Source organism: Microbulbifer agarilyticus (assembly GCF_001999945.1).
Lineage (GTDB): Bacteria > Pseudomonadota > Gammaproteobacteria > Pseudomonadales > Cellvibrionaceae > Microbulbifer > Microbulbifer agarilyticus_A.
Window position 1 is genome coordinate 2,065,587 of sequence record NZ_CP019650.1, and the last position, 14,278, is coordinate 2,079,864.

General features: G+C 52.6%; 14 protein-coding genes, 1 pseudogene and 1 riboswitch. Of the genes and pseudogenes, 5 read left to right on the forward strand and 10 right to left on the reverse strand.

Going from position 1 to position 14,278, the window contains the following annotated elements; translation table 11 throughout:
• Positions 1–28: 28 nt before the first annotated feature.
• Both Mag101_RS08410 and Mag101_RS18320 read right to left on the reverse strand, forming a co-directional pair.
• Positions 29–1,309 (reverse strand): tetratricopeptide repeat-containing sulfotransferase family protein, encoded by a 1,281-nt coding sequence (locus Mag101_RS08410; protein ID WP_077403433.1) that lies wholly within the window; start codon positions 1,307–1,309, stop codon positions 29–31.
• Positions 1,310–1,324: 15 nt separating this feature from the next.
• Positions 1,325–1,462 (reverse strand): annotated as a pseudogene (locus Mag101_RS18320) (hypothetical protein); the annotation flags it as partial.
• Between the two features lie 477 nt (positions 1,463–1,939).
• Here Mag101_RS18320 and Mag101_RS08415 point away from each other — a divergent pair.
• From Mag101_RS08415 to Mag101_RS08435, 5 genes are all read left to right on the forward strand, one after another.
• A complete protein-coding gene (locus Mag101_RS08415) occupies positions 1,940–2,539 on the forward strand; it encodes a hypothetical protein (RefSeq protein ID WP_077403436.1) in 600 nt (199 codons plus the stop codon).
• Between the two features lie 203 nt (positions 2,540–2,742).
• Positions 2,743–3,054 carry a DUF2007 domain-containing protein gene (locus Mag101_RS08420; protein WP_077408168.1) on the forward strand — a complete coding sequence of 104 codons (312 nt, stop codon included), beginning with the start codon at positions 2,743–2,745 and terminating at the stop codon, positions 3,052–3,054.
• A 299-nt stretch (positions 3,055–3,353) separates the two neighbouring features.
• Positions 3,354–4,199, forward strand: a complete 846-nt coding sequence (locus Mag101_RS08425) for an enoyl-CoA hydratase/isomerase family protein (RefSeq protein WP_077403439.1) — start codon at positions 3,354–3,356, stop codon at positions 4,197–4,199.
• A gap of 8 nt (positions 4,200–4,207) precedes the next feature.
• The gene (locus Mag101_RS08430) at positions 4,208–4,600 is read left to right on the forward strand and encodes a nuclear transport factor 2 family protein (protein ID WP_198040138.1); all 393 of its coding nucleotides are present in this window, start codon (positions 4,208–4,210) and stop codon (positions 4,598–4,600) included.
• A gap of 193 nt (positions 4,601–4,793) precedes the next feature.
• On the forward strand, positions 4,794–6,038 hold the full coding sequence (locus tag Mag101_RS08435; protein WP_077403445.1) for a tyrosine-type recombinase/integrase: 1,245 nt from the start codon (positions 4,794–4,796) through the stop codon (positions 6,036–6,038).
• Between the two features lie 93 nt (positions 6,039–6,131).
• On the opposite strand, the gene Mag101_RS08440 is transcribed toward Mag101_RS08435, so the two are convergent.
• From Mag101_RS08440 to Mag101_RS08480, 8 genes are all read right to left on the reverse strand, one after another.
• Positions 6,132–6,845 carry a cytochrome c biogenesis CcdA family protein gene (locus Mag101_RS08440; RefSeq protein ID WP_077403448.1) on the reverse strand — a complete coding sequence of 238 codons (714 nt, stop codon included), beginning with the start codon at positions 6,843–6,845 and terminating at the stop codon, positions 6,132–6,134.
• The gene (locus Mag101_RS08445; RefSeq protein ID WP_077403451.1) at positions 6,845–7,264 is read right to left on the reverse strand and encodes a thioredoxin family protein; all 420 of its coding nucleotides are present in this window, start codon (positions 7,262–7,264) and stop codon (positions 6,845–6,847) included. Before Mag101_RS08445 ends, Mag101_RS08440 begins: the two co-directional genes overlap by 1 nt.
• 234 nt (positions 7,265–7,498) lie before the next feature.
• Positions 7,499–8,428, reverse strand: a complete 930-nt coding sequence (locus Mag101_RS08450) for a cobalamin-binding protein (protein WP_077403454.1) — start codon at positions 8,426–8,428, stop codon at positions 7,499–7,501.
• A 4-nt stretch (positions 8,429–8,432) separates the two neighbouring features.
• Complete coding sequence (locus Mag101_RS08455) at positions 8,433–9,938, reverse strand: cobyric acid synthase (RefSeq protein WP_077403457.1); 1,506 nt, start codon at positions 9,936–9,938, stop codon at positions 8,433–8,435.
• 15 nt (positions 9,939–9,953) lie between these two features.
• Positions 9,954–10,568 carry a cob(I)yrinic acid a,c-diamide adenosyltransferase gene (cobO, locus tag Mag101_RS08460; protein WP_077403460.1) on the reverse strand — a complete coding sequence of 205 codons (615 nt, stop codon included), beginning with the start codon at positions 10,566–10,568 and terminating at the stop codon, positions 9,954–9,956.
• A gap of 30 nt (positions 10,569–10,598) precedes the next feature.
• Entirely contained in the window at positions 10,599–12,437 is a 1,839-nt protein-coding gene (locus Mag101_RS08465) for a TonB-dependent receptor plug domain-containing protein (protein ID WP_077403463.1), read from the reverse strand.
• Positions 12,438–12,539: 102 nt separating this feature from the next.
• A riboswitch (cobalamin riboswitch) is annotated at positions 12,540–12,678 on the reverse strand.
• 124 nt (positions 12,679–12,802) lie between these two features.
• The gene (locus Mag101_RS17825) at positions 12,803–13,366 is read right to left on the reverse strand and encodes a DUF6515 family protein (protein ID WP_157520268.1); all 564 of its coding nucleotides are present in this window, start codon (positions 13,364–13,366) and stop codon (positions 12,803–12,805) included.
• A complete protein-coding gene (locus tag Mag101_RS08480; RefSeq protein WP_077403473.1) occupies positions 13,363–14,208 on the reverse strand; it encodes a DUF2092 domain-containing protein in 846 nt (281 codons plus the stop codon). Before Mag101_RS08480 ends, Mag101_RS17825 begins: the two co-directional genes overlap by 4 nt.
• Positions 14,209–14,278: the final 70 nt, after the last annotated feature.

The window sequence follows — 14,278 nt, forward strand, 5'->3', positions numbered from 1 at the left end:
CGCGTTTCGTCGGGGGGCACCAGCCAGTTCAATCTGGCAGCAGGTCACTGATCAAGTCGTGTAGCGGCATAAGCGCATTTTCAAATCGTTTCCAGCGCGCGGACGAGCTTTTGTAGATGGGTTTTCTTACCTGGGCGACACTTGCTGTTTTCACGGTGCGATCGCTCTTGTGAAAATTGAGGCACTCATCGCTCCAGCCCACCCCGATAAAGTCCAGGATCCTCGCAATCTGAGCCCGCGGATCCTCAATCAGTGTTTCATAGTTAACACTGAGGATGGTATTTGGCGGCAATACTTGCTGCCAGTGATCCATTACCGCTCGGTAATAGCGGTAATAGCATGCCAGACCTTCAAAACTGTAGCTCCAATAGACTCCCTCCGAGTAGAGCTTTGAGAAATTGGAAAACAGTGTATCCATCGGGTGGCGCTGTACATGGATAATTTTTGCGTCTGGCAGTGCCAGTTGAATGAGCCCCAGGTGGGCAAAGTTGGCCGGCATTTTGTTGGATATATGTTTTGCTTCGGGCGCGAGCTCCCACAACGCGTTCAGATAGTCCTTTCCTATTGCCGTATAGTCCAGCGTTTTACTTGCCTGTGCGGTTTTACCTTGCCCAAGATTCCGTTCAATGGCGAGCCCCAAAGTCCGAATCTCACCGGCGCCATGGCAGTCGGGATGCGCATGTAATATTTGTTCGACCAATGTACTGCCAGCTCTCGGCATGCCCACAATAAATACGGCTTCAGCACCTTGTCGATGTGTTGGCTTGTTCGCCGTAAGGTACTCCAGGCAGTAGCGCTTACGTATCTGTTGCTCCTGCTCACGTAATCTTGCGTGGTCAAATTTGATTGACGCGGCCTGATTCTGGTTGCCGTTGCGGTAAGCCTCGAATGCCTGCGGATACTCTTTGCAGTCTTCGTTCGCTTTGCCTAACGCAAACCACACTTTAGCCTGGTCTTGCTGGGTTAGACTGTCGGCTTTCGCTGCCAGCGCTTCGAGCTGCTGGCGATGACTATCCTGCGCTTGATACTTGTGTATGGTGGCGAGGTTGTAGTGCGGGTTGATAAAGTCCGGTTTTATGGCGATTGCCTGACGTAAATAGTATTCGGCTTCGGTAAATTCGCCAGCTTGAGAAAGCAGGGTGCCAAGGTTGTTATTTGCCATCAAGTGATTGGGCGAGCGGGCAATCGCAGCTTTGTAATTTGCGATCGCCATTGCTGTTTGCCCACTATCTGCCTGGGCAATGGCCAGATTGTAGTAGGCTTCTGGATCTTCCGGGCTCAGCCGAATGGCGGTCGTTCCGGCACGCACGGCTTGCTCTAAATCTCCGCGGCGCCGGAGTAGCTCGGTGATATTTCGGTGGTAGAGCCCAATCTGTGGTGCGATTGTGATAGCGCGGGCAAGATGACGGGCACTTTGCTCAATTTCCCCTTGGGCAATCAGCGTTACCGCTAGGCCGTAAATGTGTCGATTTAGAAGGGCAGGTCATTTATTCCGAAAAGTACCATCGTTCCAGTTTCGGGCAAGAGCGTATCCGAAGAAGTCGTTATCCACTATCGATTTACCAATGCGAACTATAGAAGCAAGCCCTATTTGGTCCTGAATAACGTTGCGGACAAGTACCGGTGTGCAGAGTTTTGCCTGCATGATTCCTCTTGTGTTGTTTCTACCTACTATGATGAGAATTCTTGGAAGAAATTGCATTCACAATGCAAGTTAAGGAAGAGTATTAAAAACCCAGAGCTTGATGCGAAAGGCGCTCATAGCTGGATCAAATAACTTAGTTGGTTCGACTGTACTAGTTGTCGATATTGTTTTGCCTTGGGAATTTACGAGATAGCACTTTTAAAATATTATCCTTTGCAAAGTACGGATGGTGCTTGATGTTCCTCTTAAATGAGTAGCATGTCGATCAATCGAACGGCTCTATAAGGACTTACTATGCCAGCAATTGATGTTCAAAGTGTGCGAAGTGTTTTAGAAGGCGGCGGAAAAATTATTTTCAACCGCAACAATATCAATCCAACAAAGTGCTCAATGCAGGCTAAGCTCCCTGCGCCTCTTGGTACTTTTGATAATACCTTGATGGCAAAAGCCACTATTGCCGACAATACCATCAAGATGGTGGCGACGAAGGATAATGATCTGACGGCTAACGCTGTGAATGTGCTCTATGAAGATCAGTACGCGACTACCGGCAGTATTAAGCCGCCTGGGTACATCTTTTCCGACAGCTTTGGTGGCTGCTCTTTTTACCTGTTTCGTGGGCCAATGGGTAACATCCATGGCGCGCATGCTTCCCGGGGAAATCATGGACAGGTTACTAATCCCACCTCCTATTTCACTAGCCGTGGTGGCACACTTCTTTATACGTGGCACAGTAAAGGCAACATTCCCGATCAGCGCTTAATGAATTACGAGCTGGGTGCCGTGCTTGCGGTGGTCAATGCCGATGTGACGGATATTTTCTGCATCACCACAAAGAACCAGAAAGTAACCTCTGTGCTTAGCCATGAGCAAGTAAGTAACTCGGCAGGTTGATTGGTACGCGCCCTGATGCTGATTATTAGGGGCATTTTTCTGTATGTTTGAAAATTGAGCCGGTAGAAATGACATGTTTCTACCGGCTTTTTCTTTGATTTATCAAATTTTACGGAAGCGCGGGGTTCTGGTACTTTTAGGGAAGAATTGCTTTGTCGGCACGGCCGATAGAACAGTTAACCGTCATTATTGGTGAAAGTCTTATGAAACTGGTTTATACGCATGAGAACATTGCTATAGCCTCGAATGTTCAGTCGATACTCGAGGCCGCGGGAATTGAAACCGAGTTGAAAAATGAGTTTTCCGGTGCGGGCCGAGGTGAATTAGGCGTATTTGATACCTGGCCCGAAGTTTGGGTGCGTTCGGAAGCGCAGTATAAGAAAGCCCGCCAGTTAGTTGATTCGATCACGGAGTTACCAGAAGGCGGAGATTGGCGATGTGGGACTTGTGGCGAAGAAAATGGCGCTGCTTTTTTCACTTGTTGGTACTGCCAGTCCAAGAAGCCTGAATCATAGCCGGACGCTTGGCAATCTCTTCTATATCGTGCGTACTGGTGATCACGCGTCAAAATTCTACTCTTCTATTTTTGCTCCCCCTCCCTAATCTTGCTTTTTCCGCACCATCATTGCTCCGCTGAAAATGAAGTCTAACTACCTGTTTCTCGCTAGGTATTGAAGAGTAGGGGGGCAGTATTCCCTAGCGTAGTTTTTATTGGATCGGCATACCTTGGACTATGGTTGTAGCAACTTTTGGCCTGTGCACTTCGCCGGATGTCACCTTAATCACTGCATTAATTTGAATAGGGATGTTACTTATGCCATACGAGAATTTTCAGACGTTCACTGTAGAGGTTAAAGGCGCTGTTGCCTGGGTCACTTTTGATTTTCCGCCAGTGAATGTTCAGGGCCAGCAAATGTTGGCGGATCTGAACGCCTTGGCATTTCGCCTTGAAAATGATCGAGGCGTAAAAGTTGTTGTTTTCCAATCCGCGAATCCCGACATCTGGGTTTGCCACTACGACACCGATTTGTTGAAAGAAATGCCCACAGAAGCCATTGCGCGGGACGAAGCCGAGGTGCTCGATTTGCAGGCGGTATGTGAGCGCATGAGCAAGGTACCGCAGGCGACGATTGCCAAACTTGAAGGTATGGCGCGTGGCGGCGGCCATGAATTCGCGCTGGCGCTGGATATGCGCTTTGGTGCGCGTGGTAAGTACAAGATGATGCAGATGGAAGTCGCTATGGGTATTTTGCCATGTGGTGGCGGCGCATCACGGATGGCGCGTCAGGCCGGGCTAGGGCGTGCGCTCGAGATCTGTCTGAGTGCGAGAGATTTTGACGCAGATGAGGCCGAAGCGTACGGGACTATTAACAAGGCTCTGGATCCAGATGAAATTGGGCCCTATGTAGAAAACCTTGCCAACCGGATTGCGAAATGGCCGGCGCATTCCATCAATGCGACGAAGAAAATGGTGTATGAATCGATTGATCGGCCGATCGTCGATGCCTTGAAGGCGGAGGCCTATTGGCTGTATCAAGCAACAAGTCATACCCCTGCGGTGAAGCGCTTTACCTGGGCCAATGATGAAGGTGCACAGTTTGATCTCGACAATCAGAAAGACTGGGAAAAACTCGTGGTGCAGGTTCAGGACGTGAATTGATGAGCGGTGTGGCTAACCGGAAGGTTGTAGAAGATTTTTGGCGTTGTTTTTCGGCAACGGACACTGACGGTGCGCGCGCTCTGTTGCATGAAGATGTCACCTGGCGTGCCATGGGCCAACAAGGTGGGCTGCCCATTTCTGGTGAAATGGATCTCGATGGCATCTTGGCGCTGATGCAGTCGGTTCGTGAATCCTCTAAGGACGGCCTGGCGCTGAAAATGCTCGAGTGGACTCTCGACGGTGAGCGTGTCGCCGTCGAGATGGAGGGGCTCGCGCATATGAACAATGGTAAGACCTATAACAATCGATATCATTTTCTGGTTATTGTCCACGACGGCAAGATTCTGCGGCTGCGGGAGTATGGTGATACCGACCAGGTTCGGCGGGTGTTTTTGGAATAAACGCCCGAAATCCTGTCTTGGAACCGCATAGAAATATGCCGTAATTACGCGGTTCCAAAGCGGGTTGTGCTGACGACCACTGAGTGGGCCGATACATGACGCATTTAAAGTCCGATACCCTTTAGTATTCGACATAGCGTATTTATGCCTTTAGAATGGTTTCATTGCTGAAATCCGGACTTCTGGCGCATCTATGGCTATTCCACACCCCGTTCCACTCTATCCCACGTACAGTGAGCTCAAAGATCTGAGCTTCAACAATTACCCGGACCTCAACAAGTTTCTGCAGGATGGCGATTCCTGGTGGGTGCCGCATTGGCTATGGGGCCAGGAGTTTCTCTCTTACACGGGCCGTAACAAGTCTGAACATACCTATACACGCTTTCGCAACGAAACCGAGCGCTTTCTCCTGTGGCTGTTCCTGGTCAAAGGTGTACCCATGGAGCGGCTACGCAAAGCGGACATTCTCGAATACGCAGATTTCTGCTGGCAGCCACCGGTTGATTGGATCTGCCTGGCGAACCACGAGAAGTTTCAGTTCAACAATGGTCGTTTTGTGGCCAATACTGCCTGGGCGCCATTCAAGCTGAAAGTACCGAAAAACCTCGAAAATACGAATTCTGAGCCGGATAAGCGCAAATACAAGCCATCTCAACAGACTTTGACGGCGACCTTTACCGGAATCATCGCATTCTATAAGTATTTGATGAATGAAGAGCATCTATATGGAAACCCCGCCCAAATCGCCAAGCGGGATTGCCGGCATTTCATCAAGGATGCCCAGGTCAAAGAAGTCCGACGCTTAACCGAGGCCCAGTGGCAATACGTATTTGATGTTGCGCTGACGATGGCCGATGAAGACCCAATCTACGAACGTAGCCTGTTTGTTATCTGTGCCTTAAAGACATTGTTTCTGCGGATATCTGAGCTGTCAGAGCGTCCACAATGGAGCCCGATTATGAGCCACTTCTGGCAGGACACTGATGGCAACTGGTGGTTGAAGATTTTTGGTAAAGGCCGGAAATTGCGTGATATCACCGTACCAGACAGTTTTATCCCGTTTTTAAAGCGCTACCGGGCCTACCGGGGCATGAGCCCTTTTCCGTCAGCTGGCGAGAATCAGCCAATCGTCGAAAAGATTCGCGGTCAGGGCGGCATGACTTCACGACAGCTTACCCGTGTTGTGCAGCAGGTATTCGATCGCGCCTACGAAGAGATGCGCCAGGCAGAGGGCGAAGATCACGCGTACAAATTGAAGGAAGCCTCCAGTCATTGGTTACGCCACACTGGGGCGAGCATGGAGGTCGAGCGCGGCCGTGCACTTAAAGATCTATCAGAGGACTTGGGGCACTCAAGTATGGCCACAACGGATACGATTTATGTCCACACCGAGAGCAAGGTGCGCGCAAAGAGTGGAAAACAGCGGGATGTGAAGTGAGCCTGGCTACTTGTTTTTACGAATCGGCCTGGCCTATTCCGCGTTAATATGCGGGAACAGGCCAGGTTTTAAATGGCGAAAAAAACTACCCAGTTACAGGGAGAGTGCCCAATCCGGCAGGATACCGAGGGCAAATGCCTCGAGAACCTTGTCCATACCAGTCAGGACCATGACGCCCAAAATCAGGAGTAGTACGCCCAAGACCTTTTTCGCACGTTCGCCGTTGGTCATGATGCCGCCGCGCCAGCGATCCAGCAACCGGCCTGACAGGTAGGCCGCTACCAGTAACGCAGATGCGGTGCCGACACCGAATACAAACATCACCAGAAAGGCAGTCGGTACCTGCTGCCCTACAGAGGCAAGGGCGATGGCCGCGCCGAGCGTTGGACCGACGCAGGGCAGCCAAACAAGGCCCAGTAGAGCACCCATAAAGAACTGCCCTGCTCCACTATTTTCTGTCGAGTTATTGTTGGCGCCGAAACGACTCGTAAGCCGTGACAACTGCCCGCTCAGCCAATATCCCAAACGCGGAATAATCAGCGTTAAAGCGACGAAAACTAACAAAACGGCTGCGAAATTTCGGTAGGCGACGGGGTCGAGACCGAGGTTAATCAGCAGTAAAGTGAGTACGGTGCCCGCTATAGCAAAAGCGCAAGCGAGGCCGAGGGACATAAATAGCGGACCGCGACGCCCACCAGTGCTCGACGAGGTCATGACCACTGGGACCAGGGGCCAGACACATGGAGATAAGATCCCCACGATTCCCGCAATAAACGCCAGCGGAATTGCTGCAAACTCCAATCCCATTAGGAGTTGCCCTTGCTGGCCTGCGCAACAGCTTGATCGATTTTATCTGCGATTACTTCCAAACGTGTTTCGGCAACACTGAACCAGGTCTGTTTATCGCCAGCGAATAATACAAGCGTTGACTGTCGTGGTGCACGGAAGTGGCGTACCCAGTCTTTGTCTGCATCAAAATCGACGATCAATACATGAAATTTCTTGTCCGGGTTGTTTTCACGGTATTCCTGCAAGACTTTCTGTTGCTTTGCGCAGGTTGGACACCAGTCCGCGAATACGTCAATCAGTACGACTTCACCGGCAGCACGCAGTTCGTTAAAGCGCTCTTCGGTGAATGGCTCTTTGTCGGCAGCGGTAGCCGTAGATACCAGGCAAAACATGAGAGTGAGTAAGGCAAACAGCTGCTTAAAGGGTGATAGCGACATGTAGGTAGCTTCCTTTGGTTATCTCAGAACAGGGTTGGCGTGACAGTCGGAGGGGCTATTAGGCACACCTATCACGCGGATTCCCCAATTGGTCGTGCGGCTAGCGAGGTTTCTTACACTTACTGGCAAAAAAATATGACGGGCAAGGAATTGGATGGGGCGAGCCGTTTTATGGCTGGAGGTAGTGCGATTGGTTGGGTGGGAAGCGGGCGTCCGGAGGGTAAAGTAGGTGCCCTACTTCACTGTCTTGGATACGCGCATCTTCTTATCGCGGGCCTGATCGAGCTGGTCACAGACCAGCTGCATGCCATCCAGAACACGCATCGTGTGGCGCTGAATGATATCTGGCGGTACATGATAGAGATTGTTGAGCTGTACCGCCGTGAGCCCCGAGTAGCGTTTCCAGTCATCCAGAGATTGAGGGCGTGATTCGCCCAGTCCGCTGGCGATAATGACATCTGGATCTCGATCCAGTACCGATTCGACGCTGATTTGGGGCGCCAGCACGATGGCGTCTTCATAGGCATTACGGCCACCACAGGCCTCAATGACATTACTGATTAGGTGATCCCCATTCAGCGTCTGCAGCGGCTTGTGCCAAACCTGATATAGAACGCTCACTTGTGTTTTGTCTTCGCTATCGCGCATCAGTTCGTGCAGGCGACGGGTCCAGTCATCGGCCGCTCGTTCCGCAACACCACTGGTGCCGGCGATTTCGCCAAAGGTGCGAACGTTACTTGCAATATCTTCCAGAGATTTGGTTTCAGTGACGAACACCGTGAAGCCGAGTTCCCTCAGCTTTTCTATCTTGCGGCTGCCTGTGCCGGACGACCAAGCGACAATAAGGTCGGGCTTTAGTACAAGCAGTGCTTCGTAATTGATGAGTTGATAGTTGCCGATTTCGGGTAGTTGGCGCGCTGCTTCGGGGTAATCACTGCCAATCGCCGCGATGAGCTTGTCCCCTGCTCCTGCACTGTAGATGTTTTCAACAATGCTCGGGGCGAGTGCCACGATACGTTCTGCAGGCTGCTTAAGCTCCAGCCACACACCATCTGCGCCTTGCACACGTATTGGGGGATTTGTAGCAGGATTACTGCCATACACGCTGCTCGCGCTCGCAACGATCCAGGTGGCAATTACCAGTCTAAGAATTGTACGTAGCATTGCTTTACGAGTCCTCATTACTTTGATGAGCAAGTTCCGAGGAGCAAGTTTCAAATTTTTCGAGCCAATCCTTGCACATATGCTCGTCGACCACATCCGCGAGACGGTCCAGTTGGTGTTGTCGATGATCCGTCAGGTTTACCGCAGCGCTAGAGTCCAGTCCGGCCCATTGCAATATGGCCTGCTGGATGCCAGGTAGGTCGAACAGGCCGTGAACGTAGGTAGCAAGGACCTGGTTGTCGGCACTGACGGCCCCTTCCGGCCGCATCTCGTTTTCATCCCGAATAAGGATGGCCGGGTTGTTCAGCCCATTTCCTTGTGAAACACCGCAATGGATTTCATAGCCCTGAAGGGGTATGTCGGTGGTGCTCTCGTTTAGGGCAAGTACACCGGAAACATTCTTGAGGGCTTTTTGCGGGGTAAGGGTCGTCGTGTAGTCGAGATAGCCGAAGCCCCCTTCTGTACCGGGCTTGTCTTCGATGCCTTCCGGATCACATACGGTACGCCCAAGCATTTGCAGCCCGCCGCATATGCCAATGAGTTTGCCCCCGTAGCGCAGGTGTCGATCCAGTTGGGATTGCCACTTATTTCCTTTCAGGTGGTTAAGGTCAGCACGTACATTTTTGCTACCCGGCAAGATAACAAGGTCGCACTCAGGCAGTCGCTCGCGCACGCTCACAAACTGCAAATCCACTTCTGGATGCAAACGCAAGGTGTCAAAGTCGGTGTGATTACTGATGCGGGGCAATACGGGTACAACAACTTTCAATTTCGTATCGCGACGCGCTTGCTGGGTGCTGATTGCGTCTTCTGCATCGAGATACAAATCATGTAGATACGGGAGTACACCGAGCACCGGCTTACCGGTGCGTTGTTCCAGCCAATCCAGACCCGACTGCAATAGCGCCAGGTCACCACGGAATCGGTTGATGACAAATCCCACAACACGATTACGTTCAGATTGCGAAAGTAATTCGAGCGTACCTACGAGGTGCGCGAATACGCCGCCGCGATCGATGTCGGCAATGAGAACTACAGGGCAATCGACGGCCTCAGCGAAACCCATGTTGGCAATATCGTTATCGCGAAGGTTGATTTCAGCAGGGCTCCCTGCACCCTCAACCAGAACCAAGTCGTATTGATCTTTGAGCCTTGCGAAGGACTCCAGCACCGCATTCTTCGCGGTCAGTTTGTATTCGTGATAATCCAGTGCCTGCATGTTGCCAAGCACTTTGCCTTGGATAATCACTTGCGCGCCGGTATCGGATGCGGGCTTCAGCAATACCGGGTTCATGTCCGTATGGGGTTCAACACCGCAGGCCTGTGCCTGTAATGCTTGTGCGCGACCGATCTCGCCGCCATCGGTAGTGACCGCACTATTTAACGCCATGTTTTGCGGCTTGAAAGGGGCAACCCGTATACCCCTACGGGCAAAAAGACGGCCGAGTGCACCTACCAGGGTGCTCTTGCCTGCGTCTGAAGTTGTCCCTTGGATCATTAAGGCGCGCATGTTCAATTTTCTGCGTTAGTAGTCGACGCCCTTTCGCGCCTTAATCCCGGCCTTGAATGCGTGCTTGATATCTTTCACTTCGGAAACGGTATCCATAATTTCCTGTAACGCGCTGCCACCGCCGCGCCCGGTAACCACCACACTTTGCTCCGAGGGTCTCTGTTTCAGGGCATTCAGGACCATATCCTGATCCAGGTATTTGTATCCCAGCATATAGGTCAGTTCGTCGAGGACAACCAGGTCATAACTTGCGTCTTGCAATAGTTCCGCAGCTACTGCCCAGGTTTTTTCCGCTTCCGCGATGTCTCCTGTGCGGTCCTGGGTATTCCAGGTAAAACCAGTGCCCATCTGGTACAAGGTAACGTCCGGGCAGTGATTTTTCAGATAGAGTTCCTCGCCCGAAAGCTGTGCGCCCTTAATGAACTGTACTACGCCGACTTTATGGCCGTAGCCGAGCGCACGGATGACCATGCCAAAAGCAGAACTTGACTTGCCTTTACCATTACCGGTCAGCAGGATCGATACACCCCGCTCGGTACTGGCGGCAGCGATGTTTGCGTCCACCTTGGCTTTTTGCTTCTGCATGGCTTTCTTATGCCGTGCATTTTTGTCTTGCTGTTCTTCCGACATGGTCATCTCTATCTGGTTGTCGCTTTATGATCAGTAGCGCAGCTCAACACCGGCGTAGGCAGCGCGTTCCGCGGTATTAAAGCCGGCGGCCTCCACGTATTCTTCATCGAGCAGGTTTTCTGCACGGACATAGATGGTGGCGGTATTGTTGAGTTGGTATCGCAGGCTGGCATCGACTACCTGGTAGTCATCCATGTCCGAGCCATCAATATCGATCGCATCGATGCTCGTGCGTGTGTTCAGCGCGACACTCAGTGCTTCCATGGGTGTATAGGTTACCCCGAGGTTTGCCATGTGCTGAGGGCGGCGCGGCCGTGCGATGTCGTCTGTCGTTTCTGCATCGGTGTAGGTGTAGTTTGCTGAAAGCGAAAGGGCTTCACTTAACGTCACCGCACTGATGAGCTCCACGCCGCGCGACTCACTGCGGCCACCCTGGCGGTAGCTATAATCGGCGAGGTTGAACCAGATTTCGTCGTCCACAATTTGATCGAACAAGACAAACTCAAGGTGTAGCGCATCTTGATAGAAGTACTCAGCGCCCACATCAAGGCCCCGGCTTTCTTCGGGTGTGAGTGCCGGGAGATCGGGGTAGTAGTTGCGGTTATAGTTTATTTCCGAAAGGCTTGGCGCGCGGAAGCCAGTACCATAGCTCGCTTTCAGTTTGAGCGAACCGTCACCGATCTCATCGAAAACGTAAGCCGCACTTGCACGGAAGCTGTTATGGCTACCGAAGTCTGAATTGTCGTCGTGTCGCAGGCCGAGGGTAACAAAAGCCTGCTCGGAAATGCTGCCCTGATATTCGGAATATGCCGCCCACTGATCACGGGACAGGTCGAGAGAAGTGTCTTCGCGTCGTTCTAACCCGTAAACCACGCCGTGGTTGCCAGTGATACTCGCGTTTCCATTCAGATTTAGCTGCTCACGTTCACCTTCTACCTGGTAAGACGCAACGCCCTCCGTAAAGTAGCTTCTGGTGAGGTCAGATTGGGTATACGCCAACTCATGCTGAGTGTTGTCGCTGTTGTGGGCCAGGCTGAGACGCTGATTTTTTTGCTCAAATTCAGACGCGCAGTCATCGACCTGAGGTGAAAAGCCACAGCGATCGTACTCTGATGTTGCGTTTGTATCCCGTACTACGGCTTCGACGCGCCACTGCTCAGTAAAATTGAAACCAACGCGTGAATGTACGGTACCGTTGTTGTAGCCGTCGTCATCTTTTAGCAAGACGTCGCCAGTACTGGTGTTGAAGCCGTCGGTATAGGCCTTTGCGGCTGACACATAAAAGTCTGCACGCCCGATAGAGCCAGCGCTACTCAGGTTGTAGCGGTGAGAGTCGAAACTTCCCGCTTCCGCGCCCGCATTAAATTCGATTTCGCCACTGTCTTTACGCGTTGAAATGTCCAGGACACCGCCAGCATCCGCGCCGTACAGCATACCCTGGGGACCACGCAGTAACTCTACTCGGGCCAGGTTGCTGCTAAGAATATGCTCTACATGGGCACCGCCCTGGGTGCTTGTAGGGTCGGATACGTCGATGCCGTCAATTCGCACCAGGGTGCGGAAGCCAGATTCCCCACGGACTTGTAGCGAGGTGGTTTTACCCATACCGCCAGTGTTGGAAACGGAGACAGAAGGTACGCTGCGAAGAACTTCATACAAAGAGGAATAGCCGCGAGCCTTGATTTGCTCCTCATCGAGCGCCGTTACCGAAGTGGCAACATGTCGCAGCGGTGTAGCCTGACGCGAGCTCACAACGATCACCGTTTCTAAGCTCGGAATTGATGTGGCTTCTTTTTCGTCAGAAGACTGCGCGAGCACAGGTGCGCTGCTAGCGGCCAATATGGCCGAGGAAAGTAAGATCTTATTCAAGTTCAACCCCTAGGGACAAAAGCACATGGGATCGAGGGAGGAATAGCAAAACACCACACATGCGCGTGGAAAAAGGTCTTGCCGGATGGTAGCCCTCCGCTCCATCGTGGTTCGATTAGAGGCCGGTATCGGGCTTACCACTTCTGGCCATTAAAGATAGAAGTGGATCACCGTTGCGGGGGCAGCGCCGGAATTCCGGACTTCCCGTTTAACCTTCCCAACCTGTCGGCGTGTGGCCGAATAGACAGGTAGAAGGCACCTCAGATCGCGGGTGCGACGTTAGGGGAAAGGGACTGTGAAGTCAATGGTTGGTCGGGCTGGGTACGGTAGCGCACTGCCCGACCGATAAGTATCGCGGTGGGGTTTTACCTTGGTGGCTCGACCACCTCGTAGACCACTTGTGAGCCGGCATACTTTGGCCGGTACCAGGTATTGCTGCAGTTTTCATAGGTCACGCCATTGACGCTAACTGCGGTGCAAGATTGGGGCAGTGAGTAAACCCAGGCCCCCGCAGCCGCAGTAGCTGTGGCGCCAGCCGCCGCACCCGCCCAATATCCGGGCCAGTATGGATGGCGTGGGTGATGATGGCCACCACCGCCGTGATGCCCTCCACCACCATGATGCCCCCCTCCACCATGGTGCCCGCCACCACCATGTTCTGGAGTGGGCCGCAAGCGCTCCTCAGGTCGAAGCTCCCGTCGCAAATCAGGCCGGGGGCCGTGATATGCGGTCCCATCTCTAAGCCCGGGCTCGGGGCGAAACCCACCGCGGAAATGCGGAGCGATATTCATAAAGCCACCACCAAAATGCATACCGCCCGCGTGAAATCCTGGGCGGGCGCCGGCATCGGGTGCAATGCTCAACAAGCCGGCGAGTATCGCACTACTGGCGATGCCCCCGTGTATGAATCGCTTCAATGTGCGTGTCATTGGCCGGCCTCCGGTGCGGGTTGAATTTTGTTGAACGTGATGGGCTTCAGATCGCTGGACAAATGTGGCGAAAACATCGTGTCATTGATTGAGCTTGCATCACGCCAGTGCACTTCGGCAGTAAATTGGGGCTTTTCTGGAAGGTGGTTATTGGTGGTGATCAGCTTCATAGGCAGGCGCTTGTCACCGGTCGTGATCCAGATTTCCCAATCCAGACCGCCGCTATGCAGGGCCCAGTGCTCGACAGCTTTGCCATCCAGCGTGGTTTCACCCATACGTTTCGCTTTCTTGAGGTCGATTTTGCGCGCTTCGGGGGTTCCCCATTCCAGCAAGTCGACGACGGGTATCTCGATACCGTAGTCTTTGGCCGTCTTGATCAGCACCTCACGGGTGCTCGCAGATGCCGGCAGCTGTCCGTAGTAGCCATCTTTTTTGGCGATGACAGTGAACTGATTGCCATCGTGGTAGAACTGTCGTTCCATGGTGTCCGTCTTTAGGTCGACGAACAAGTGGTCCGGGCGTTCGAAGCGTACCGACGCGGTGCCGTTGACGGCCATCTTTTTGCCTTTACCAGTGATCACATCCGTGACCATCTTGATGTCATAGGCAAGTTTCTGCTGGCTGGCGAGGGTTTTTCCCATCGCATTGAGCGCTTCATAGGCGGCCTTAATAGATGCCTGATCGCTTTGAACAGCATTTTCGGCCTGAGACGCATGTCGGCCAATTGCAGCGAATACGGATGGTGTCGTGGCGGCACCAATGCCTGTGATGAGTGCAGCTCCCAGGGCAACGGTGATAAGTCGTTGCCCTGACCGTCGAGCGCGCTTGCTCGGGTTGTTCATTAGCTACTCCTGTCCGGTACAGCCCGGGAAAGTGCAAATCGAAATTCGATACACTTATCAGAATAGCTAG

Coding starts and splice junctions, on each gene's coding strand:
- Mag101_RS08415 (WP_077403436.1), top strand. CDS start 1,940: ATGCCAGCAATTGATGTTCAAAGTGTGCGAAGTGTTTTAGAAGGCGGC.
- Mag101_RS08420 (WP_077408168.1), top strand. CDS start 2,743: ATGAAACTGGTTTATACGCATGAGAACATTGCTATAGCCTCGAATGTT.
- Mag101_RS08425 (WP_077403439.1), top strand. CDS start 3,354: ATGCCATACGAGAATTTTCAGACGTTCACTGTAGAGGTTAAAGGCGCT.
- Mag101_RS08435 (WP_077403445.1), top strand. CDS start 4,794: ATGGCTATTCCACACCCCGTTCCACTCTATCCCACGTACAGTGAGCTC.
- Mag101_RS08440 (WP_077403448.1), bottom strand. CDS start 6,845: ATGGGATTGGAGTTTGCAGCAATTCCGCTGGCGTTTATTGCGGGAATC.
- Mag101_RS08445 (WP_077403451.1), bottom strand. CDS start 7,264: ATGTCGCTATCACCCTTTAAGCAGCTGTTTGCCTTACTCACTCTCATG.
- Mag101_RS08450 (WP_077403454.1), bottom strand. CDS start 8,428: ATGCTACGTACAATTCTTAGACTGGTAATTGCCACCTGGATCGTTGCG.
- Mag101_RS08455 (WP_077403457.1), bottom strand. CDS start 9,938: ATGCGCGCCTTAATGATCCAAGGGACAACTTCAGACGCAGGCAAGAGC.
- cobO (WP_077403460.1), bottom strand. CDS start 10,568: ATGTCGGAAGAACAGCAAGACAAAAATGCACGGCATAAGAAAGCCATG.
- Mag101_RS17825 (WP_157520268.1), bottom strand. CDS start 13,366: ATGACACGCACATTGAAGCGATTCATACACGGGGGCATCGCCAGTAGT.
- Mag101_RS08480 (WP_077403473.1), bottom strand. CDS start 14,208: ATGAACAACCCGAGCAAGCGCGCTCGACGGTCAGGGCAACGACTTATC.